The organism is Kitasatospora sp. NPDC034023, assembly GCF_055575795.1.
In genome coordinates, this window is record NZ_JBVIRY010000010.1 from 136,232 (window position 1) to 156,534 (window position 20,303).

The following is a 20,303-nucleotide window of genomic DNA, read 5'->3' on the forward strand; positions in this document are numbered from 1 at the left end:
CCTCTCAGAGCTGGAAGGTGGCGACGGCGGCGGCGGTGTCGGAGGGCCACTCGTTGGCGGCGGTGTTCGGCTCGGGCTGCGGCCAGTCGGCGACCAGGGTGTGCGCCTCGACCAGCTTCAACGGGCCGGCGTACTGGACGTAGTCGATGCGGTCCTGCGGCTCGGGCCGGTCGCCGCGCTGCTTGCGGGTGGGCGACCAGGTGGCCCCGGGGGCCTTGGCCGGGTCGCGGTACTCCTCGCGGAAGGCGTCGGTCAGCCCGGCGGCCTCCAGGGCGACGGTGACCGGCCAGTCGAGCGGGCCGACGCCGTGGTGGGCGGCGGCGGTGGCGGCCGTCCAGTCCCGGTGGGAGGGCGAGGAGAGCGCGCCGCCCAGGACGACCGGGACACGCCGGGCGAGGTCCGCGCGCACGGCGGCGGCCAGCAACCCGGCCTGCTTCACCCGGAGCGAGCCGTTCTCGGCGGCCACGGTCTGCGCGGCGGAGCTGCCGTCCTGGACCGCGTACGGGCCGTAGCCCGCCTCGTCCAGGTGAGCGGCCCAGAAGCGCACCTCGCGGCCGCCGGGCAGCCGGAGGGTGGCCGCGGCGGCGGGCAGGTCGGCGGTCGGCGGGGTGACGACGGCGAGCGGGTAGCGGCTGAGGATGCCGACGCTGCCCGGGCTCTGGTAGGCGTACCAGCCGAGGGCGTCGGCCAGGGTCTTGGCCCGCTCCCCCGCCGTCTCCTGCAAGGCGAGCACGTCCAGGCCCTGGGCGAGGACCACGCGCAGCTGCTTCTCCAGCGCGTCCGTGGAGGCCGCGCCCGCGTTGTGCAGGTTCCAGCTCGCGGCCTTGAGGCGGGGCGGCGCGGCCGGGTCGACGACGGGGACCAGGACGGTGACGGTGTCGGTGGCGCCCGCGCTGTCCTTGACGCCGACGACGACCACCTCGGGGTTCTTGCCGGGGGTGGCGGGAGCGGTGCCGGTCAGCGTGCCATCGGCGCTGACCGAGGCCCAGGCCGGGCCGCTGACCTTGCGGAAGGCGGCGGAGCCGGGCACATTGCCGACCGGCCGGGACCAGAGGCCGCCGAGCTTGACCTGTACGGCGGCGCCCGGGGCGACCGGCGTCGCGGTGAAGGCGTCGACGGCGGCGTGCGGGCGGACGACGGCGGGCTTGGGGCGGAAGCCGAACGGCGCGCTCCGGGCGAGGATGCCGTACCCGTCCTTGGCGAGGAGGTAGGCGGTGTACGGGCCACCGGTCAGCGCGGAGGTGTCGATCTGCACGTCGCCGGAGGTGCCCGGGACGTACTTCCACAGGAGCGACGAACCGGTGCCGGGCTGCCGGGTGCCGTCGTAGATGCCGACCCAGTTCTTGGCGTCGGGAGCATCGGTGGTCCAGTGGAAGGTGAGCCGGTCGCCTTCGGTGGGGTCGGTGGATGAGGTGATGGTCAGGGCGCTGCCTGCGGCCACGGTTGTCCTGTCCGCCGCCCGGTGCCCGGTCCGCCGGGGGACGGTTCGCCGGGGCCGGGTACGGCTGGTCACGGAAGGCTGGGAGGAAGAGGTGCTCCACAGTTGGCTGTACAACTGCGGGCTGCCTCATTCATCCGAAGGCCAGCGACCTGCACATGAACGACGCATGACGGAACATCGGGCGGTACGGGAACATCCGCGCACAGCGAAAGGGCCGCGACGGGTGATCCGTCGCGGCCCTCCTACGGGTATGCGGTTGTCGGCTCTCAGCTGCCGACTGTCAGCGGTGGCGCGTTGTCGGCTGTGGTGCCGTTGTCGCCGGGCTCGTGGCGCCGCTCAGGCCAGGGCGAGGAACAGCTGCCAACCGCTTCCCCCGCCGGTTTCCCCCGCGCGAGGTCAGCGGCGGGCCAGCCGGCGCTCGCCACCGGCGCCGGTCGCGTACGGAAGCTCGTAGTGGGCGAACACGGCGGGCTCGTCCTCGGCGGGCAGGACGTCGTCGGTGCCGATCGCCGGAGCATCCTTGACCTGGTTCTTCGCATACGCCACCCGGACGTAGTCCGGCCCGACCACGGCGCCCTCCAGCGGCACGAAGACCAGCCGGCGCCGACCGGCGAAGCCCACCGTGACGGTGGCGAAGAACGGCTCGTCACTGGCCGTCTCGACGTAGACCGACTCCAGCGTGCCGATGCGGTGGCTCTTCTCGTCGACCACGGCATGGCCACGCCACTCGCGGATGTCTGCCATTGCGATCACCACGGCCCGGACCTCCCGCCGCCGGTTGTACCACTGCCCCGGGACTTCCATCCTGCGCCGGGAGGGACCGCGGCGCGCGGCGAGCCTCCGCGCACGCCCGCCGAGACGAAAGGGACAAACGGGGGTGACCCGATCAACCGGCACCAGGGCCGTGCCCTGGGCTGCAGGCTGTGCGCCGGCAAGGCCGCGAGTAGATCATCAGACCCTTGCGGGCAGCGGTTCCGGGCGAGGCTTCCGGGGGCCACCCGCCGAGCTGCAGGCGGCTGCCGCCGGGTGGCGACCGGAGAGGTGGACGATGCCGTCACGGGCGGGGGCGAGGCACCCGAGGAAATGGCGGGTCTTTCGCCTGCCGGTCGGTGCTCCCGTAGGGTGCGCGGGTCGTGGTCGCGGGGAGGGCGGTTCGGAACGCGGTGGCACCGGGGGCGGTCGGGCGGCAGCGGTTGGCGGGGGCGGCGCGGGCCGCACTGGGTGGCGGGCGGCGGCTGGAGACCGTCGAGCGGCTTGCGGGTGGCAGCAAGAAGGGCGCGTACCGCCTGGTGATGGACGATGCGGCGACGGTGGTCGCCTACCTGTGGGATGACGCCGAGAACTACTGGCCGGCGGCCGAGGGCGACAGCGACCTCACCAACCCGTTCTCCCCCGGCCTCGGGCTCGACCTGTTCGAGGCCGCGCACGCGCGGCTGGACGCGCTCGGCGTCCGGGTCCCGGCGATCCGGCTCCTGGACCGCGACGGCGTCCACGGCCCGTCGGACCTCGCGATCGTCGAGGACCTCCCGGGCGGGAACCTGGAGGACCTGCTCGCGCGCGACCCACGCTCGGCCGCCCCGGTGGTCGCCCGGCTCGGGGAAGCGCTGGAGGCGATGCGAGGTCATCGGGCGTCCGGGTACGGCAAGGTGGCCGTGGTCGACGGAGGGGGAACCTCGCGCGGTACGTCCTGCGAGGCGGTCGTCCTGGACCGTGCGCTGCGCGACCTCGCCGAGGCTGCATCGCGCGACCGGCGGATCGCGCACACCCAAGGTCGGCTGGAGGAACGGCTGCTGGGCCTGACGGCGGCGGTGCGGCCGCGCGCGGAGTACGCGGTCGTGCACGGCGAACTCGGGCCCGACCACGTCCTGGTGGACGCGGACGGGCACCCGGTGCTGATCGACATCGAAGGCACGATGTACTTCGACGTCGAGTGGGAGCACGTCTTCCTGCGGATCCGCTTCCACGACGCCTACCGGCCGCCGGCGGTGGACGGGCTGGACGAGGCCCGGCTCGCCCTCTACACGCTGGCGCAGCGGCTGTCGCTGACGGCGGGCCCGCTGCGGCTGCTCGACGGCGACTTCCCCGACCGGTCGGCCATGGCCGGCATCGCCGAGTACAACCTCCGGCAGGCGCTGGCCCTGCTGTGACGTGGGCTCGGATCGGCTGGACGAGCAGCTCCGAAACCGGTCAGTGGTCGTAGGTGATCAGTGAGGTGATCAGTGAGCGGTCCGGCCCCCTGGTGATCATGTCGCCAGGTTCATCAGGTACGTCACGACCCCAACAGGGCCATCCGGCCCGGGGTGAGGACGGCGTTGTCACCGGGTCCGCCGGGTCCGCCGCGTTCGTCGGGTCCTCCGCGCTCGTCGGCTTCATCGGCTTCATCTGCTCCGTCGAGCAGGAGCGCGGCGACTGCCTGCGGCGCCTCGCGCATCGGGTTGTGGCCGGTCGGCACGTCGTGGACGGTCCATCCCGGGTCGGCGAGCAGCCGGGTGCGCTGGTCGGCAAACGGTGTGCGGTCCTCCCATCCCGAGCAGTAGACGAACTCGCGGCGGGTGACCTCGGCGAGGGCGCCCGTGAGGTGGACCGTCTGCAGGAAGGCGGCGAGCGGGTGCGGGCGGCGGCGCGGGTCGCCGTCCGGCCGCCACGGGGGTTGGACGGCGTAGCCGGTGGTGGCGGCGCCGGCGACGAACGACTGCCGGTAGCCCTCGTTCATGATGGACCAGCACGACTCGCCGTCGCGCGGCACGCAGGCGTCCAGGTACACCAGGCGGGAGACCCGGCCGCCGGCGCGGTCGGCGGCGGCGGTGATCACCATCCCGCCGTAGCTGTGACCGACGAGCGTCACGTCGCCGAGGTGGGCGCGCTCCAGCAGGCGCAGCACGTCCTCGGCGTGGGTGTCGAGGTTGGCGGCGGCGATCGTGGCGGGGTCGTCGTGGGGGCGCAGGCCGGTCAGGGTCAGGGTGTGGACGGTGTGGCCGGCCCGCTCCAGCAGCGGGACCACCGCCTCGAACGCCCAGGAGCCGTGCCAACCGCCGGGTACGAGAACGAACGTCGCCATGGGACTTCCCCTTTTCGTGCTCGGCCGTGGCACCGGGGGCCACGGCTCATGACGGAAAGTCTCGTCGGCGCGCACCGTGGCGTGCCACCGATAGGTTGCCAACCGATGCCCGTTCGCCGCCAAGCCCGCCCCGGACACCGGCACCTCACCGCGACGCTAGGGGCGTTCGTTCAGGAAGTCGTCGACGAGGGCGATGAAGCGCTCGGGCTCCTCGGCCCAGGGCCGGTGGCCGGAGCGATTCGCCGGATCGTGGGCGAATGGAACGACCGGACGGGAAATGCCGCTCCGGGTACACCCGTCGAGTGCGCACGTCGGCGCGTGCACCCGGAGCGGGGTCACCCGAGAGTCAGAGACCGACCTGGATCTCCGCGCGGTGCCGAATGTACTCGTCGGGGTGCGAGCGGGCGATCGCGACCGCCGCCTCGACCAGGCCGTGCAGTTCCGCCGGGTAGGCGCGCGGCACGAGCGGGAGGCCGGGGAGGATGCAGCGGCGGACGTCCAGGTCCTCGTTGGCGACGAACTCCCGCAGCGCGGTCTCGTACCAGGCGTCCCGGACGCTCGCACCCTCGTCGGCGGCGGCGCCGTTGCGCCCGTCCCCGATCGACAGGGCCGTCCAGTACCAGGCCCGCGCGGCGCCCGCCCGCTCCGGGCCGGTGCCGGTGCGCAGGTAGCCGAGCAGGGCGAGGCGGACCCGGCGCTGCCCGAAGGCGAGCAGGGCCGGCTCGACGAAGCGCCGGTTGAAGCTCGGGTTGGGGTCGTGGACCGCCGCCTCCAGCAGCGCCTCGAAGTACTCCTCGGGCAGCTCGGACCTTCCGGCGACCACCTTGTGGACCTCCCACCGGGCCGAACTCTGGTAGTCGGGACCGGGTCCGGCCTCGACCCCGAGCAGGCGGAGCAGTCGCGCGAGCCGAAGGTCGAACGCCTGAGATGCGTCCGCCGTACGCCCGGGCAACGGCTGGAGAATCCGCACCTCGCCGGCCGTGTCCTTGGTTTCCACGAACATCCTCCTCATTCTGAGTCACCGGCAGACTACTCGCTGATACACCAGTTCGGGGGTCGTTTTCGGCCAGGCCGGGAACCTGATCCGCTTCTGCTGCGGAAATTTGACGGAGACTCAGCCCTCAGGCTGCTCGAATGACGCGAGTCGGCCGTGATCAGGACGGCCGGCCGGGCGGGACCAGGCCGGACTGGTAGGCGATCGCGACGAGTTGGGCGCGGTCGCGGGCGTCGAGCTTGGCCATCGCCCGGTGCACGTGGGTGCGGACGGTGAACGGGCTGACGAACATCCGCTCGGCGATCTCCTCGTTGGTGAGGCCGGTGGCGGCCATCGACATCACCTCGCGCTCGCGGGCGGTGAGGACGGCGAGCCGCTCGCTCGCCGGGCCGGCGGCGCCCGGGTCGGGCTGGGCCAGGAACTGGTCGATCACGGCCCGGGTGGCGGCGGGCGAGAGCAGGGCGTCGCCGGCTGCGACGGTACGGACGGCGGCGAGCAGTTCCTTCGGGTCGGCGCCCTTGCCGAGGAACCCGCCGGCGCCCGCGCGCAGCGCCTGGGCCACGTACTCGTCGATCTCGAAGGTGGTGAGGATGAGCACCCGGGTGCCCGACAGTTCCTCGTCGCCGCAGATCGCGGCGGTGGCGCCGAGGCCGTCGGCGCCGGGCATCCGGATGTCCATCAGGACGATGTCGGGCCTGGTGGCCCGGGCGAGCTCGACGGCCTCGCGCCCGTCGGCGGCCTCGCCGACCACCTCCATGTCCTCCTCCGCGTCGATCAGCATGCGGAAGGCGCCGCGCAGCAGGGCCTGGTCGTCGGCGAGGAGCACCCTGATGGTCATGCGTGGTCCCTGTCCTCTCGGACCGCGCGTGCCGGTCGGGCGGCGCGGTCCTGTCCTTCGGCGTCGTGCGTACGGGCGGCGCGGGCGGTTCGGGGGCTGCAGAGGGGCGCGGCACCGCCTCCCCGAACGGCGTGATCCTGTCCGCCGGCCCCCGGCGAGCCGACCCCGCGGGCACCGGCCCCTGGTGAGCCGGCCCCGTGTGCACCGGCCGGGTGCGGACCGGCCGCACCGGCATGGGCCGGGCCGTCGTCGAGGGCGCCGGTGCGCAGGGGCAGTTCGGCGGTGACCAGGAAGCCCCCGTCGGGCCGTCGGTCGGCGCTGAGCCGACCGCCCACCGCGCCGGCCCGCTCGCGCATGCCGATCAGGCCGAAGCCGCTCTCGCCCGGGGCGGGCTGGGGCAGCAGTGCGGCGCGGGGGCTCCCGGTCGCGGCCGGACGGCCGTTGGCGACGCTGACCGTCACCCGGCTCTCGCTGTAGGCGAGGGTGACCTCGGCGTCGGCGCCGTGGGCGTGCTTGGCGACGTTGGTCAGCGACTCCTGGACGATCCGGAAGGCGGTGAGGTCGACGCCGGGCGACAGCGGCCGGGCGTCACCGCGGACGGTGAGGCGGACCGGCAGCCCGGCCCGCTCGAAGGAGCCGAGCAGCTCGGGCAGCCGGTCCAGGCCCGGGGTGGGTTCGAGCGGGGCGGGCTCCTCGGCGCGGCGCAGCAGGCCGACGGTGGCGCGCAGCTCCTGCAGGGCCGAGCCGGTGGCGTCGGTGATGTGGCTGAGCACCTCGCGGGCCTGCACCGGGTGGTTGTCCATGAGGTGGACGGCGATGCCGGCCTGGGCGTTGGCCAGGGCGATGTGGTGGGCGACCACGTCGTGCAGGTCGCGGGCGATCCGGATCCGCTCGTCGGCGACCCTGCGGCGGGCCTCCTCCTCGCGGGTGCGTTCGGCGCGTTCGGCGCGTTCCTCGATGGCCGCGAGGTGGGCGCGGCGGTTGCGGATGGAGTCGCCGAGGGCGCCGGGCAGCAGGGCCCAGGCCAGGACGCTGATCCGCTCGCCGATCGGGCCGCCGGGGCCGATCAGCAGGGAGATCCCGGTGAGCAGGACGGCGGTGGCGATCGAGGCGCGCAGGGCGGTGGCGCGGTCGGTGCGGACGGCGAGGAAGTAGAGCGCGAGCAGGAGGGGGGTGGCCAGCATGGGGGTGAGCCGGGGGCTCGTCCCGGCGAGCACCATCGTGCAGAGCAGTGTGACGGCGACGACCGCGCGCGGGAAGCGGCGGTGGGCGAACACGGCGACGGCGGAGACCAGGGCGATCACGCCGGTGGCCGGGTCGGGCATGGTGACGGGCCCGTTGGTCTGGTCGACGGTGGCGCCGAGCGCGGTGACCGTGATCAGGGCGGCTCCGCCGACGGCGTCGAGCAGCCGCGGGTGGTCGCGACGCAGGCGCTGCCAGGTGTCGGTCATGGTCGTGCTCTCCGGGTCGGGGGCTCTGGCCGCAGCCTCGCCGGGCTCGCCAGTTCGTGCCGCGCCGCGTCCGGGTGAGGGCGGCGGGCCGGACCGGGGACCTCCGCGCGGGCGGCGGCCCCCGACAGCAACGGTAACGGTAGGGGCTCGAACCAGTGTCGAGCCGGACGGGGCAAGCAGTGCCGAGCGAGGCGAGCTGTGCCGGCCGGCGCCAGCGGTGCCGACCGGGTCCGGACGGGTCCGGGCGTGTTCCGCCCGGCCCCGTCCTGCCTGCCTGCCTGCCTGCTTGCCTGCTTGCCTGCTTGCCTGCTTGCCTGCTTGCCTGCTTGCCTAGACGGTGACCGACTCCGGGGCCGGGGCCGGTTCGGCGGCGGGCGGCTGCAGCTTGCTGCCCTCGACGTCCACGTCCGGTATCAGCCGGTCGAGCCGACGCGGCAGCCACCAGGCACGGCGGCCGAGCAGGGCGAGGACGGCCGGGACGATGGCCATCCGGACCACGAAGGCGTCGAAGGCGACGGCCGCGGCGAGCCCCAGGCCCATCATCTTGATCATCGGCTCGCTCATCCCGATGAAGCCCGAGAAGACGGCGATCATGATGAAGGCGGCGGCGGTGACCACCCGGGCGTTGTGCCGGAAGCCGGTGACGATCGCCTCGCCGGGCTCCTCGCCGTGGACGTAGCCCTCCCGGATCCGGGTGACCAGGAACACCTCGTAGTCCATGGCGAGGCCGAAGACCACGCCGATCATGAAGATCGGCATCATGCTCATCACCGGGCCGGTCTGCTCCACGCCGATCAGGTCGGCCAGCCAGCCCCACTGGAAGACCGCGACCACGGCGCCGAGGGCGGCGGCCACCGAGAGCAGGAAGCCGAGCGCCGCCTTCAGCGGGACGAGCACGGAGCGGAAGACCACCAGCAGCAGGAGGACGGCGAGGCCGACCACCACGGCGAGGTAGGGCACCAGTGCGTCCGTGAGCTTCTGCGAGACGTCGATGTTCATCGCCGTCGTACCGCTGACCAGGACCGTCGCGCCGGTGGCCGACTTCAGGGCGGCCGCGTCGCCGCGGATGGCGTGCACGATGGCCTTGGTCTCGGCCTCGCTCGGGCCGGTCGCCGGTATCGCGTTGAGCAGGGCCGTGTCGCCGGCCTGGTTGAACATCGGCGGTGTCACGGTGACGACGCCCGGCAGGCCGGAGACCTTCTGGGAGACCTCGTTCGCCGCGGCCTTCGGGTCGGCGACGCCCTTGGCGTCCACCAGGACGGTCAGCGGGCCGTTGAAGCCCGGGCCGAAGCCCTCGGAGAGCAGGTCGTAGGCGCGGCGCTGGGTGGTGGAGGTGGGCTTGGCCTCGTCGCCCGGCAGGCCGAGCCGTAGGTCGAGCGCGGGGGCCGCGAGCACGCCGAGTCCGATCACGCCGCCGAGCAGCACCGCGAGCGGGCGGCGCAGCACGAACCGGGCCCAGCGGGCGCCGCCGTTCTCCTTGGTCGCCTCCCGGGCGGCGTCGCCGCGGGCCTTGCGGACCTTGCGCGGCAGCACCTTGCGGCCGAGGAAGCCGAGCAGCGCCGGGACCAGGGTGAGCGCGACCAGCACGGCGATGACGACCGTCCCGGCGGCGGCCATGCCCATCTTGGCGAGGATCGGGATGCCGACCACGGACAGCCCGGCGAGGGCGATCACCACGGTGAGGCCGGCGAACACCACGGCGGACCCGGCGGTGCCGACGGCCCGGCCGGCCGCCTCCTGGGGGGTCCGGCCCTCGGTGAGTTCGGCCCGGTAGCGGGAGACGATGAACACCGCGTAGTCGATGCCGACCGCGAGGCCGAGCATCATGGCGAGCGTGCCGGTGGTGCTGGACAGGCCGAGGGTGCTGCCGAGCGCGGTGATCAGCGCCATGCCGAGGCCGACGCCGACGACCGCCGTGAGCAGCGGCAGGCCGGCCGCGACCAGCGAGCCGAAGGTGATCACCAGCACGACGGCGGACAGTGCCATGCCGATCGTCTCGCTGCTGCCGCCCGCGCCGGGTTTGGCCGTCAGCGCGTTGCCGCCGATCTCGACCTTGAGCCCGGCGTCCCGGCCGTGCTGGGCGGCCTGCTCCAGGGCGTGGGTGGCGCCCTGGGACAGCTCGCCCGCCTTGACGGAGTAGTTCACGGTCGCGTACGCGGTGCTGCCGTCCTTGGAGACGGCGCCCGCCTTGAAGGGGCTGACCGCCCCGGTGACCTGCTCGGCGTGGGCGAGCTCGTCGACCGTCCGCTCCACCGCCTGCTGGTGGGGCGCGGCGGTGATCTTCTGCCCGGAGGGCGCGACGAACACCAACCTGGCCGAGGCGCCGTCGGCGTGACCGCCGGGGAAGCGCTCGTTCATCAGGTCGAAGGCCTTCTGCGCTTCCGTGCCGGGCATCGCGAAGCCGTCGTCGGGTGCGGCGGGCGCCTTGGCCGCCAGGACTCCGCCGACCGCCAGCACGGCGACCCAGAGCAAGGTCACCAGCCGGCGCCGGACGAAGGCCCATCGGCCCAGGCGGTAGAGGAACGTGGCCACGGGAGAGCGGACTCCTTCGGATGCGGCGTCTCGGTACAGGGCGCGCCGCGGGCGGGCCGTACGCCCCTGAGGACGCGGTCCGCCGCAGCGTGACCAATCCTTGATCGCCGACCCCTGCTCCGTCGTCGTCCCTGCGCAGGCCGTTTGCGTACTGCGGACGCAGTACGGCCGTCCCCCGGACGGAGGAGCGCACGCCCTGCGTCGGGAGTAGCCCTCCTACCTGCGGAGGAAGCAGCCGGGTCACCCGTGCGGGGGGCGACGACAGGCCGTGACCCGGCCGGGCGAAGTAGCGTGATGTGCCTGACCCGACCGCTTTTGTGCGGTTCGGGAGGATCCGACCCGATCGGTGCTGCGTCGGCAGCCCGCCGCCGGAGGTGCCCCATGGGCGTGCCAGCCGCCCGCATCGTGTTCGACGAGAGCGACCGCGCGGCCGTCGCCGAGGCGGTGACCGAGATGCTCACCACCGGTGCCCTGACCCTCGGTCCCTGGACCGAGCGCTTCGAGCAGGGCTTCGCCGCCGAGCACGGCGCCTCCCACGCCGTCGCGGTGAGCAGTGGCACGGCGGCGCTGGAGATGATCCTGCGCACCGTCGATGTCCGGGGCCGCGACGTGGTCGTCCCCGCCGTCACCTTCTACGCGACCGCCGGCGCGGTGCTCCACGCGGGCGGGCGCCCGGTGTTCGCCGACGTCGACCCGGCCACCCTCGCGCTCTCCCCCGAAACCCTCGAGGAGGCCCTCACCCCGGACACCGCCGCCGTCGTGCTGGTGCACATCGGCGGGCTGGTCACCCCGCAGGTCGACGCCCTGCGGGCACTCTGCGACCAACGCGGCATCCCGCTGGTCGAGGACGCCGCGCACGCCCACGGCAGCAGCGTCAACGGGCGCGCCGCCGGGACCTTCGGGCTGGCCGGAGCCTTCTCCTTCTACCCGACCAAGGTCACCACCAGCGGTGAGGGCGGCATGATCCTCACCGAGTCGCCGGAGCTGCGCGACGAGGCCCGGATCTACCGTGACCAGGGCAAGGGCTCCTTCACCACCAACCACCACGTGCTGCTCGGCTACTCCTGGCGGATGAGCGAGCTCCACGCGGCGGTCGGCGCCGTGCACCTGCGCCGGCTCAAGGAGTTCATCGAGACCCGCCGGGCCGTCGCCCGTCGCTACGACGCGGCGCTGGCCGGGCCGGACGGCCTGCAGCCGGTGCTCGAACCGCCCGGCTGCCGTGGCAACTACTACAAGTACGTGGCGCTGCTGCCGCCCGGCACGGACCGTGCGGCGTTCAAGCGGGCGGTCGCCGAGGAGCACGGCGTGCGGCTGTCCGGCGAGGTCTACGACCTGCCGCTGCACCTGCAGCCCGTGCTCGCCCCGTACCGGCGCGGGCCCCTGCCCGTGGCCGAGGACCTCTGCGCACGGCAGGTCTGCCTGCCGGTGCACTCCGACATGACGGAGGACGAGACGGAGCAGGTCATCGAAGCCGTCTCGGCGGTGTACCGGCGGTCGGCCGGTTAGCCGGCCGGCCGGAGCGAAGGGAGCAAGAACGTGCGGATAGCCGTCACCGGGGGCTGCGGATTCATCGGCTCACACGTCGTGGACCACCTGATCGCGGCCGGCCACGACGTCCTCGCGGTGGACACCACCGACCAGTACCTCAACCCCGACGCCGAACACGCGCGGATCGACGTCCTCGACCTGAAGGCCCTCACCTCCGCACTGGCGGGCAGCGAAGTGGTCTACCACCTCGCCGCGATGGCCGACGTCGAACAGGTCTCCGCCGACCCGGTCCGCGCCGTGCGGACCAACATCGACGGCACCGAGGCCGTCCTGGAAGCCGCGCGGCGCAGCGGCCTCAGCCGCACCGTGCTCGCGAGTACCGTCTGGGTCTACGGCGCCGCCCTCGGCGGCGAGCAACTCGGCGGCGAAGAAGAGGAATTGGACGAGCACGTCCCGATCGAGCTGGAGCACAGCGGCCACCTCTACGTGGCCACCAAGCTCGCCGCCGAAATGCTGGTGCACAGCTACCGCGAGCTGTACGGGCAGCACTTCACCATCCTGCGCTACGGCATCCCGTACGGACCCCGGATGCGCGACGAACTGGTCGTCGCACGGTTCGTCCAGGCCGCGCTGGCCGGGCGGCCGATCACCATCGCCGGCGACGGACGCCAGAGCCGCAACTTCGTCTACGTCGAGGACCTCGCCGACGCCCACGTCCGGGCCCTGTCCCCCGCCGCCGAGGACCAGACCTTCGCCCTCGAAGGCTCCACCGCCGTCTCCGTACGCGACATCGCCGACACCGTCGACGAACTGCTCGGACCCGTCAGCATCGAACACATCGGGGGCCGGAAAGCCGACTACACGGGCCGTCGGATCTCGTCCGCTCAAGCGAAGCGACTGCTCGGCTGGTCTCCGCGGACCAACTTCGCGGACGGCGTGCGACGGTACGCCGACTGGTACCGGGCCGCCACCGCCGCGTCCACCACCACCTGACCGGGACCACCCGATGCCGCACGCCCTGCTGATCTCCGGCTCGCTCGGCCAGGGCCACGACGTGATGGCCCAGGCCTGCGCCGACACCCTGCGGGACCGCGGCTGGACCACCGACACCGTCGACGCCATGGCCCTGCTCGGCGAACGCTCGGGCGCCGCCGGGGAGGCGGTCTTCCGCCACCTGCTCGGCCTCCCCGGGGTGTACGACGCCTTCCACTTCTCGGCGCTGCGGCCGGGCACCCGGATCGCCCGGCTCACCGACGCGGCGGCCCGCACCCGGCTCGTCCCGGCACTGCGGAAACTGGTCGAGACCCAGCGGCCGCAGCTCGTGGTCTCGGTGTTCGCCACCGCGACCTCGGCGGTCAACCGGCTGCAGGGGTGGGGACAGGGACGGGAGTTCCGGCACTTCGTGTTCTGCACCGACGTGACGCCGCACCGGCTCTGGGTACAGGAGGGGACGGACCTGTTCCTGGTCACCTCCGAGGTCGCCGCCTGCGCGGTGCGGCGGTACCGCCCGGACGCCGACATCGCCGTCGTGCCCGCGCCGCTGCGGCAGCCGTTCTACCACCCGCCGGGACGCGCCGAAGCACGGAACGAGCTGGGCGTACCGGCGGACGCCCCCTGCGTCCTGCTGATGTCCGGCTCCTGGGGGCTCGGCCCGCTCGCCCGCACCGCCGCCTCACTCGCCGCCACCGGGCCGCACGTGCTCGCGGTCGCCGGACGCAACCGCGCACTCCAGCACCGCCTCCGAGCCGCCGCCCACCGGCAGCCCCGGCTGCACCCGTTCGGCTACACCGACCGGATCCCCGCGCTGATGACCGCCGCCGACCTCGTCGTCACCAGCTCCGGCGACACCTGCAGCGAAGCCCGCGCACTCGGCCGACGGCTGCTGCTCCTCGACGTCGTCCAGGGCCACGGGCGCGACAACCTCCAGCACGAACTCGAACTCGGCCACGCCGACGTCACCTCCGCCCGCCCGGCCGACGTCGTCCGCAACGCCCTCGCGGCCCTGAAACGGCCCTCCCCCGCGCCCTCGCCCGGCGCCACCCCGACGGGATGGCAGGCAGGGTTCGCGGAGGCACTGCGGCGGGTGGGGCTGGGGTAGGTCACGCGCACCGTGCCGACACGGGCGCGAGCCCGGCTAGCGGGGCGGCACCGCGTGGTCGCGGAGCGGGCCGAGGGTGAGGTGGCGGGTGCGGCAGTGGCCGGCGATCAGGGGTAGGGCGGCGAGGGTGGCGCGCCAGGAGTCGGGGGCGGAGGTGCAGTCGGAGTCGTGGAGGAGGAGGGTCGCGCCGCCGGTCAGGCCGGGGCGGGCGGTCGCGTAGACGGAGGCGCCGGTGGCCTCCGCCGTCCAGTCGCGGCCCCAGGCGGTCCACAGCACGCTGCGCAGGCCCAGGCGGCGGGCGGCCAGGGCCGGGCCGGCGGTCAGGACGCCGTACGGCGGGCGGTACCAGAGCGGGCGGGCGCCGCAGAGGTCGGTCACCGCCTCGCTGGCGCGGCGCAGTTCGCGCAGGTCGCGGGCGGGGGCCGGGTACCACTGCTGCCGGTGGTGCCAGCCGTGGACGGCGACCTCGTGGCCGCGCCACACCAGCTCGCGGCCGAGCGCGGGGGCCCGTTCCAGCATCGCGCCCAGCAGGAAGAAGGTGGCACGGACGCCGAGTTCGTCCAGCGCGTCGAGGATGTACGGAGTGCTACGCGGGTCGGGGCCGTCGTCGAAGGTCAGGGCGATGTGGCCGGGGGCGGTGCCGTGGCCGGCCGTGCGGCGGGCCACGGTGCGGCGCAGCGGCGGGAGGCGGACGGCGGCCGGGGCGAGGTGCAGCAACTCCACCCCGGCCACGGCGGCCCCGGCGAAGACGGCCTTCGTGATGACCGCCTCGGTGCTGACCGCCTCGGTGCTGACGGCCCCGGTGCTGACGGCCTCGGTGGCGACGCCCATCCGGCGCTCACCCGAAGCGGGAGGCCATCCGGCGGAACACGCCCGGCGCGACGCCGTGGATGCGGGCCGGGAAGCCGAGCCAGTGCGGCACGTACAGGCGGTCGCGTTCGGTGCTGATGGTCGCGACCACGGTGTCCGCGACCCGCTCCGCCGAGACGGGGCGCGGCCGCTCCCGCTGGTACGGCGTGCCGCGCCGGTCGAAGAACGGGGTGTCCACCGCCCCCGGGAGTACCAGGCGCACCCCCACGCCCGTACCGCGCAGCTCGTACCAGAGGCTCTCCGCGAACATGGTCAGGCCGCCCTTGGTGGCCGAGTAGCCCGATTCGTCGCGCACGCCGACCTGGCCGGCCATCGAGCCGAGCAGCACGATCCGGCCGTGGCGGCGCTCCAGCATGCCGGGCAGGAGCAGGCGGACCAGGCGCAGCGGGGCGGCGAAGTTGACCTCGAACATCCGGTCCAGGGTGTCGAGGGGGGTGTCCGCGAACGGGCCGCGCCAGCCGAGGCCGGCGCTCGCGACCAGGGCGTCCACCCGGCCGGCCTCGGTCAGGGCGGCGTCGGCGAGGCGGCGCGGGCCGTCCGGCTTGCTCAGGTCCTCGGGCAGGGCCAGGCCGCCGGTGCGGTCGGCGACCTCGTCGAGGCGGGCCCGGTCGGTGCCGGAGAGCAGGGTGTGCCAGCCGGCCTCGGCCAACCGGATGGCGGTGGCGAGGCCGATCCCGGAGGAGGCGCCGGTGATCAGCGCGACGGGACGCTCGGTCGGTACCGACCGCCGAGATCCGGGGTGGGGTTCCGATCGGGGTTCCTCCGCCATCGCGCACCTGCCGCTCTGAGGCCGTGTCGCCGTCCGATTTGTCCGGCAAGTCACCTTCGCACGGCGGAGTCGTCCGGGCTACCGGGGCGGGACGGCCGACTCCGCCTCGGCGCCCGGGTACGGCATCGACAGCTCGGCCGACCCGCCCTCGAGTTCACCGAAACGGGACAGCAGGAAAGTGCCGCCCACCGCCACCGCGAAGCCCGTCAGCGCGCACCACTCGAACCCGGGGCGCGCGGCGTCGCCGAGCGCCGCCACGCCGACCAGGGCCGGGCCGAAGGTCTCGGCCACCGTCCCGGCGGCGGTCGCGGCCGTCACCGTGCCGCGCTGCAGGGCCAGTGCGTACGCGAGATAGCCGCCGAGGCCGCCGACGGCCAAGGCGTAGGCGGCCGGGTCGGAGAGGACCGCGAGCGGTCCGGAGGCATCCAGGACGCGCACCGCGAGGCTGGTCACCCCGAAACCGACCCCGGCCAGCAGGCCCAACCCGGCGGCCGCCACGGTGCCGTCCCGGCGCACCAGCACGAGGGTGGCCAGCAGCATGACGGCGGTGGTGGCGAGCAGCGACCAGTGGAACGCCGCCGGGGCGTCGTTCCGGCCCTCCTTGCCCGAGCCGAGCGCCAGCAGGGTGAGGCCGACGACGACGACAACGATGCCCGCGACGTCCCCCCGGCGCAGGCGCGCTCCCAGCAGCCAGACGGCGGCCAGGGCGGTGACGGCCAGGCTGGCGTTGGTGACGGCCTGCACCAGGAAGAGCGGAAGGCTGCGCAGGGCCACGATGCTCAGCACGAAGCCGGCGATGTCCAGCACCGTCCCGACCAGGAACTGCCACGACCGCACCAGCGCGGCCAGCAGCCCCGCCCGCACCCGGTCGGCACGCGGGGCCGACCGCGCCCCGCGCGCCTGGAAGACCGCCCCGAAGCCGAAGCAGACGGTCGCGACCAGCGCGGTGGTGAGTCCCAGCAGCATGCGTCTCCCAGCCTCGCGGGACAGCATCGGTCCACCACCAGTCTGTCCCCGGGGCGGCGCGGGCGCACGGGTGGGTAAGGGGCGTCAGCGAGTGGCAGCGGGTGGACCGCGCACGGGCGGGACGGGCGGTGCTGCGGGTCGGGGCACGGAACAGCAGCCGCGGCCGCCGAGGGCGGGGCCGGGCGGGGCCGGGCGGGGCCGGCGCGCAGCGCGTGGTGCGGGCCGTCGCCCGGCCGGTGCGGGGGTGGCACGTCGGGCGCGGGGTTACCCGAGGACGGGGGCGAGCAGGGCGGCGGTCTTCGCGACGAGGGGTTCGTCCTTGGGGGCGGCGGCGTCCGCGGGCTTGGTGGTGAGGACGGCGAGGAGGACGGGGGCTCCGGTCGGGGTCCAGGCGATGCCGACGTCGTTGGTGGTGCCGTAGCTGCCGGTGCCGGTCTTGTCGGCGAGGGTCCAGTCCTGCGGCAGGCCCTCGCGGAAGCGGTGGGTGCTGGTGGTGTTGGCCCGCAGCCAGGCGGTGAGCCGGTCGCGCTTGGCCGGTGGGAGCGTGCGGCCGAGGGCGAGGCGGCCGTAGGTGCGGCCGACGGCGTGCGGGCTGGTGGTGTCGGTGATGCGATCGGGCTCGGCCGTGTTGAGTTCGGGCTCCCAGCGGTCCAGCCGGGTGACGCGGTCACCGATCGAGCGGCAGAAGCGGGTGACGGCCGTCGGTCCGCCGAGTTCGCGGAGCAGCAGGTTGCCGGCGGTGTTGTCACTGTGGTCGAGGGCGGCCGCGCAGAGTTCGGCGACGGTCATGCCGTTCGCCAGGTTGCCGGGCTCGCCGGTGATCGGTGCGCCGCCGGCCCGGTCGACGTCGGCCTGGGTGTACCGGATCCGCCGGGCGAGGAACTCGCCGTCGCGGTCGAGGTCGCGCAGGACGGCGGCGACGGCGACGGTCTTGAAGACCGAGCAGATCGGGAACAGTTCGTCGGCGCGGTAGCGCACGGTCCGGCCGGTGGCCAGGTTCCGGGCGTAGACGCCGAGCCGGGCGGAGTGCTCCTGTTCGAGGGCGGCGAGCCGGCGGTGGAGGTCGGAGCCGTCGGGCGTACCCGGGGCGGACGCGGCGTAGGCCGGTCCGCCGCTGGTGGACGCGGCGCGGGCCGGTCCGCCGGTCGCGGCCGTGACGGCGACGGCCGCCCCGAGGCCGAGGACCGCGCGGCGGCTGTGACGGCGGTGGCGGGCTTCCGAAGGCTGCGAGTACATGGTGCCCCTCTGGTCGAGTGTCGCGGCGCGAACCGCCTTCTCGATCACAGGACGCTACGGGGGCCTGGGTGGTTCGTCGACCACGGGTCAGGGCCGGAGGGCCACCGCCGCGTACGCCGAGGCCTCCGGGGCGGAGACCGGGGGTTCGTCCGCCGAGGGCCGCCACTGGGGGGTGGGGACGACGCCCGGGGCGAGGAGGGTCCAGCCGTCGAAGAAGCGGGCGACCTCGGCGCGGGTGCGGGCCTGGACGGCGGTGCCGCCGGACCCGTAGATGCGGACCAGGTTGGCGATGTCCTCGGGGGCGAAGTCGGGGGTGGTGTGGGTCACCACCAGGGCGCTGCCGGGGGCCAGGACGGATTTGAGGTGCTCGATGATCTCGTACGCGCCGCGGGCGTCGGGGACGAAGTGGAGCAGGGCGTTGAGGGAGAGCGCGACGGGGCGGTCCAGGTCGATGGTGTCGCGCAGCCCGGGGGCGGCGAGCAGCCGGGTGACGTCGGTGACGTCGGCCTCGACGTAGGCGGTGCGGCCCTCGGGGGTGCCGGTGAGCAGGGCCTGGGCGTGCGAGAGGACGATCGGGTCGTTGTCGGCGTAGACGACGTGGGCGTCCGGCCGGACGCGTTGGGCGACCTCGTGGAGGTTGGGCGAGGTGGGGATTCCGGTGCCGATGTCGAGGAACTGGTCGAGGCCGGCCTCGGCGAGGGCGCGGGTCGAGCGGTGCATGAAGGAGCGGTTGGCGCGGGCGCCGGTGCGCAGCCAGGGCGCGACGGCGAGGGCGTGTCCGGCGGCCTCGCGGTCGGCGGCGAAGTTGGTGAAACCGCCCAGGAAGTAGTCGTACATCCGGGCCGAGTGCGGCACGTTCAGCCGCAGGTCCACCCCGTCGTAGAGACCCATCGTTTCCCCCTCGGTACCTCGATCGCAACCGACCGATTGCTGCCCACGGTATCCGGGGACCAATCCCTGCGGGGCCAATCCCGGCGGGACCGATTCAACCAGTCGCCAGATCCCATGAGATGACAATCTGTATTCACTTTGCAGCCTGGAGTAACAGGCCTGATGGAATGAGGATGGGCACGGACAGCCCGACCCTCGGGTGGCCGGGTGAGCAGCCGACGGCCACGGAAAGCAGGATCGATGACGATCGACAGGGGTGCCCCGGTGCGCGGGTACCGGGGCGGGGCGGCAGTGGACTGCGCCGGCGGGAACGGGCCGGAGCGAGGGGTCGGCGGGGACCTCGGCCTCAGCCTGGACCTCACCTACGCCGCGTTCTGCGAGACGCATGAACCCGCTTGGCACGCCCTCGCGTTGACCAGGATAGGCAGCCAGGCCGACGCCGCGCTGGTGGTCAAGGTGGTGAAGGCCGACCTGGCCCGCTGCTGGCCACAGGTGCTGCGGTTCGAGGAACCGGCCGCGTACGCCTGGCGGTTGGCCAACCGGCAGGTCTCGGACTGGGTCGCCGCCGAGGAGCCGGTGGAGGTGGAGGCGGTCACCTTCGCGGCGGTGATCAATGCGTTCAAACAGGTGGCCAACGGGCTGCTGCACAGCGAGGCGGACGAGGTGCGGCTGTACGCGGCGATCCTCGAACTGCCGGACCGACAAAGGGATGTGGTGATCCTGCGCTACCTGCTGGGTCTGCACGTGAAGGTGATCGCGGCGTACCTGGGAGGGCCCGTGGCGACGGTGCACTCCAACCTGCGGCATGCCCGAGAACGGCTGGCGCGCCGGCTCGGGGTGGGCGAACTCCCGGACCGTGGCGACGAACTGTGACGGGCCGACGGACGACCGCGTCGCCGGGCGGGGCGTGCACCACGGGCGGGGGGCGTGCGGTCCTCCGCGTGCCACGGCCCCAACGCGCCCACGCCGAGCGGATCGCCGAGGTCCGCCAGGCCCGGCTGACGGCCGCGCCGACCCACCTGCCGTCAGAGCACGAGCAGGCCGCCTTCGAGCTGGGCCTGGTGGTGGCCCTGCTCCTGGGCGCGCCGGACGCCTCGCGCGGACTCGACCTGCTGGTGAACGCGCGCCGGATCCAGCCGGAGGGGGCGGAGGTGTTCGGCGCACTGCTGTACGCCACCGGCAAGGAGGAGGGCGCCGAGTTCTGGTGGCGCTTCGCGGCGGGCTCGGGCAGCGGGACGGCCGCGTACTGCCTGCACCTGCACCACCTGATGCTCGGCGAGACCGACGACGCGGACTACTGGCGGGCCTGGTCGGACCAGCTGTCCACGGCCGAACGCCCACCCGGGCCAAGGCCGTTGCGGATGAGCCGACCGCTACTGCCGGAGGACGTACGGCGCGACATCCTGTCCCGGGTGCACCGGGGGCTGGCGCCGCAGCTGCCGCCCGCCCTGGTCGCGGTGATCGACCGGCTGCCACTGCAGGGCGACGACGACGCGGAGGAGGTCCCGAGCCCGTGGGGGCTCACCTCGGGGGCGACCTCCGCATGTTCGTGGGACCTCCCGCGGGGGCTCGGCGACGACGGCGAGGGTTCGCCGAGGCACTCGCCGGAGTGAACGACGCGGCACTCGCGAGAGTGAGCGCCGACGATTCGCGAGAGTGAGCGGCGAAGAC

General features: G+C 74.1%; 18 protein-coding genes. 6 read left to right on the forward strand and 12 right to left on the reverse strand.

From position 1 onward, the window contains the following. Nucleotides 1–4 precede the first annotated feature (4 nt). Nucleotides 5–1,441, reverse strand: a complete 1,437-nt coding sequence (locus tag ACZ52R_RS16525; protein WP_465618219.1) for an endonuclease/exonuclease/phosphatase family protein — start codon at nt 1,439–1,441, stop codon at nt 5–7. Between the two features lie 396 nt (nt 1,442–1,837). After that, nucleotides 1,838–2,185 carry a PRC-barrel domain-containing protein gene (locus tag ACZ52R_RS16530; protein ID WP_465618217.1) on the reverse strand — a complete coding sequence of 116 codons (348 nt, stop codon included), beginning with the start codon at nt 2,183–2,185 and terminating at the stop codon, nt 1,838–1,840. A 449-nt stretch (nt 2,186–2,634) separates the two neighbouring features. Between ACZ52R_RS16530 and ACZ52R_RS16535 the strand changes: the two genes are divergently transcribed. Continuing rightward, nucleotides 2,635–3,588: a phosphotransferase family protein gene (locus tag ACZ52R_RS16535; RefSeq protein ID WP_465618277.1), complete on the forward strand. Its 954-nt coding sequence runs from the start codon at nt 2,635–2,637 to the stop codon at nt 3,586–3,588. A 122-nt stretch (nt 3,589–3,710) separates the two neighbouring features. Here ACZ52R_RS16535 and ACZ52R_RS16540 read toward each other — a convergent pair whose 3' ends face one another. From ACZ52R_RS16540 to ACZ52R_RS16560, 5 genes are all read right to left on the reverse strand, one after another. Further along, nucleotides 3,711–4,499 carry an alpha/beta fold hydrolase gene (locus ACZ52R_RS16540; RefSeq protein ID WP_465618215.1) on the reverse strand — a complete coding sequence of 263 codons (789 nt, stop codon included), beginning with the start codon at nt 4,497–4,499 and terminating at the stop codon, nt 3,711–3,713. Between the two features lie 346 nt (nt 4,500–4,845). Continuing rightward, nucleotides 4,846–5,496 carry a hypothetical protein gene (locus tag ACZ52R_RS16545; RefSeq protein ID WP_465753642.1) on the reverse strand — a complete coding sequence of 217 codons (651 nt, stop codon included), beginning with the start codon at nt 5,494–5,496 and terminating at the stop codon, nt 4,846–4,848. Nucleotides 5,497–5,653: 157 nt separating this feature from the next. Beyond that, nucleotides 5,654–6,331: a response regulator transcription factor gene (locus ACZ52R_RS16550; protein WP_465618211.1), complete on the reverse strand. Its 678-nt coding sequence runs from the start codon at nt 6,329–6,331 to the stop codon at nt 5,654–5,656. Next, the gene (locus ACZ52R_RS16555) at nt 6,328–7,782 is read right to left on the reverse strand and encodes a sensor histidine kinase (RefSeq protein ID WP_465753643.1); all 1,455 of its coding nucleotides are present in this window, start codon (nt 7,780–7,782) and stop codon (nt 6,328–6,330) included. Before ACZ52R_RS16555 ends, ACZ52R_RS16550 begins: the two co-directional genes overlap by 4 nt. 330 nt (nt 7,783–8,112) lie before the next feature. Next, nucleotides 8,113–10,314 (reverse strand): MMPL family transporter, encoded by a 2,202-nt coding sequence (locus tag ACZ52R_RS16560; protein WP_465618207.1) that lies wholly within the window; start codon nt 10,312–10,314, stop codon nt 8,113–8,115. 381 nt (nt 10,315–10,695) lie between these two features. Between ACZ52R_RS16560 and ACZ52R_RS16565 the strand changes: the two genes are divergently transcribed. From ACZ52R_RS16565 to ACZ52R_RS16575, 3 genes are read left to right on the forward strand one after another with little or no spacing between them, the layout of a single operon-like run. Beyond that, nucleotides 10,696–11,820 (forward strand): DegT/DnrJ/EryC1/StrS family aminotransferase, encoded by a 1,125-nt coding sequence (locus ACZ52R_RS16565; RefSeq protein WP_465753644.1) that lies wholly within the window; start codon nt 10,696–10,698, stop codon nt 11,818–11,820. A 30-nt stretch (nt 11,821–11,850) separates the two neighbouring features. Continuing rightward, nucleotides 11,851–12,795: an NAD-dependent epimerase/dehydratase family protein gene (locus ACZ52R_RS16570; protein WP_465618203.1), complete on the forward strand. Its 945-nt coding sequence runs from the start codon at nt 11,851–11,853 to the stop codon at nt 12,793–12,795. A 13-nt stretch (nt 12,796–12,808) separates the two neighbouring features. Further along, complete coding sequence (locus ACZ52R_RS16575) at nt 12,809–13,900, forward strand: glycosyltransferase family protein (RefSeq protein ID WP_465618201.1); 1,092 nt, start codon at nt 12,809–12,811, stop codon at nt 13,898–13,900. 36 nt (nt 13,901–13,936) lie between these two features. Here the strand turns inward: ACZ52R_RS16575 and ACZ52R_RS16580 are convergent, their stop codons facing one another. The 5 genes from ACZ52R_RS16580 to ACZ52R_RS16600 form a co-directional block, all read right to left on the reverse strand. Next, nucleotides 13,937–14,731, reverse strand: a complete 795-nt coding sequence (locus ACZ52R_RS16580) for a polysaccharide deacetylase family protein (RefSeq protein ID WP_465753645.1) — start codon at nt 14,729–14,731, stop codon at nt 13,937–13,939. 7 nt (nt 14,732–14,738) lie between these two features. Then, nucleotides 14,739–15,539: an SDR family NAD(P)-dependent oxidoreductase gene (locus ACZ52R_RS16585; RefSeq protein WP_360504543.1), complete on the reverse strand. Its 801-nt coding sequence runs from the start codon at nt 15,537–15,539 to the stop codon at nt 14,739–14,741. 78 nt (nt 15,540–15,617) lie between these two features. Next, the gene (locus tag ACZ52R_RS16590) at nt 15,618–16,505 is read right to left on the reverse strand and encodes a DMT family transporter (protein ID WP_465753646.1); all 888 of its coding nucleotides are present in this window, start codon (nt 16,503–16,505) and stop codon (nt 15,618–15,620) included. Between the two features lie 264 nt (nt 16,506–16,769). After that, nucleotides 16,770–17,741 carry a class A beta-lactamase gene (gene bla / locus ACZ52R_RS16595; RefSeq protein ID WP_465753647.1) on the reverse strand — a complete coding sequence of 324 codons (972 nt, stop codon included), beginning with the start codon at nt 17,739–17,741 and terminating at the stop codon, nt 16,770–16,772. Between the two features lie 87 nt (nt 17,742–17,828). After that, the gene (locus ACZ52R_RS16600; RefSeq protein ID WP_465753648.1) at nt 17,829–18,632 is read right to left on the reverse strand and encodes an SAM-dependent methyltransferase; all 804 of its coding nucleotides are present in this window, start codon (nt 18,630–18,632) and stop codon (nt 17,829–17,831) included. A gap of 240 nt (nt 18,633–18,872) precedes the next feature. Between ACZ52R_RS16600 and ACZ52R_RS16605 the strand changes: the two genes are divergently transcribed. Together ACZ52R_RS16605 and ACZ52R_RS16610 are read left to right on the forward strand one after the other, a co-directional pair. Further along, the gene (locus ACZ52R_RS16605) at nt 18,873–19,505 is read left to right on the forward strand and encodes an RNA polymerase sigma factor (protein WP_360504551.1); all 633 of its coding nucleotides are present in this window, start codon (nt 18,873–18,875) and stop codon (nt 19,503–19,505) included. 68 nt (nt 19,506–19,573) lie between these two features. Further along, nucleotides 19,574–20,245, forward strand: coding sequence for a hypothetical protein (locus ACZ52R_RS16610; RefSeq protein WP_465618192.1), 672 nt, complete (start codon nt 19,574–19,576; stop codon nt 20,243–20,245). Nucleotides 20,246–20,303: the final 58 nt, after the last annotated feature.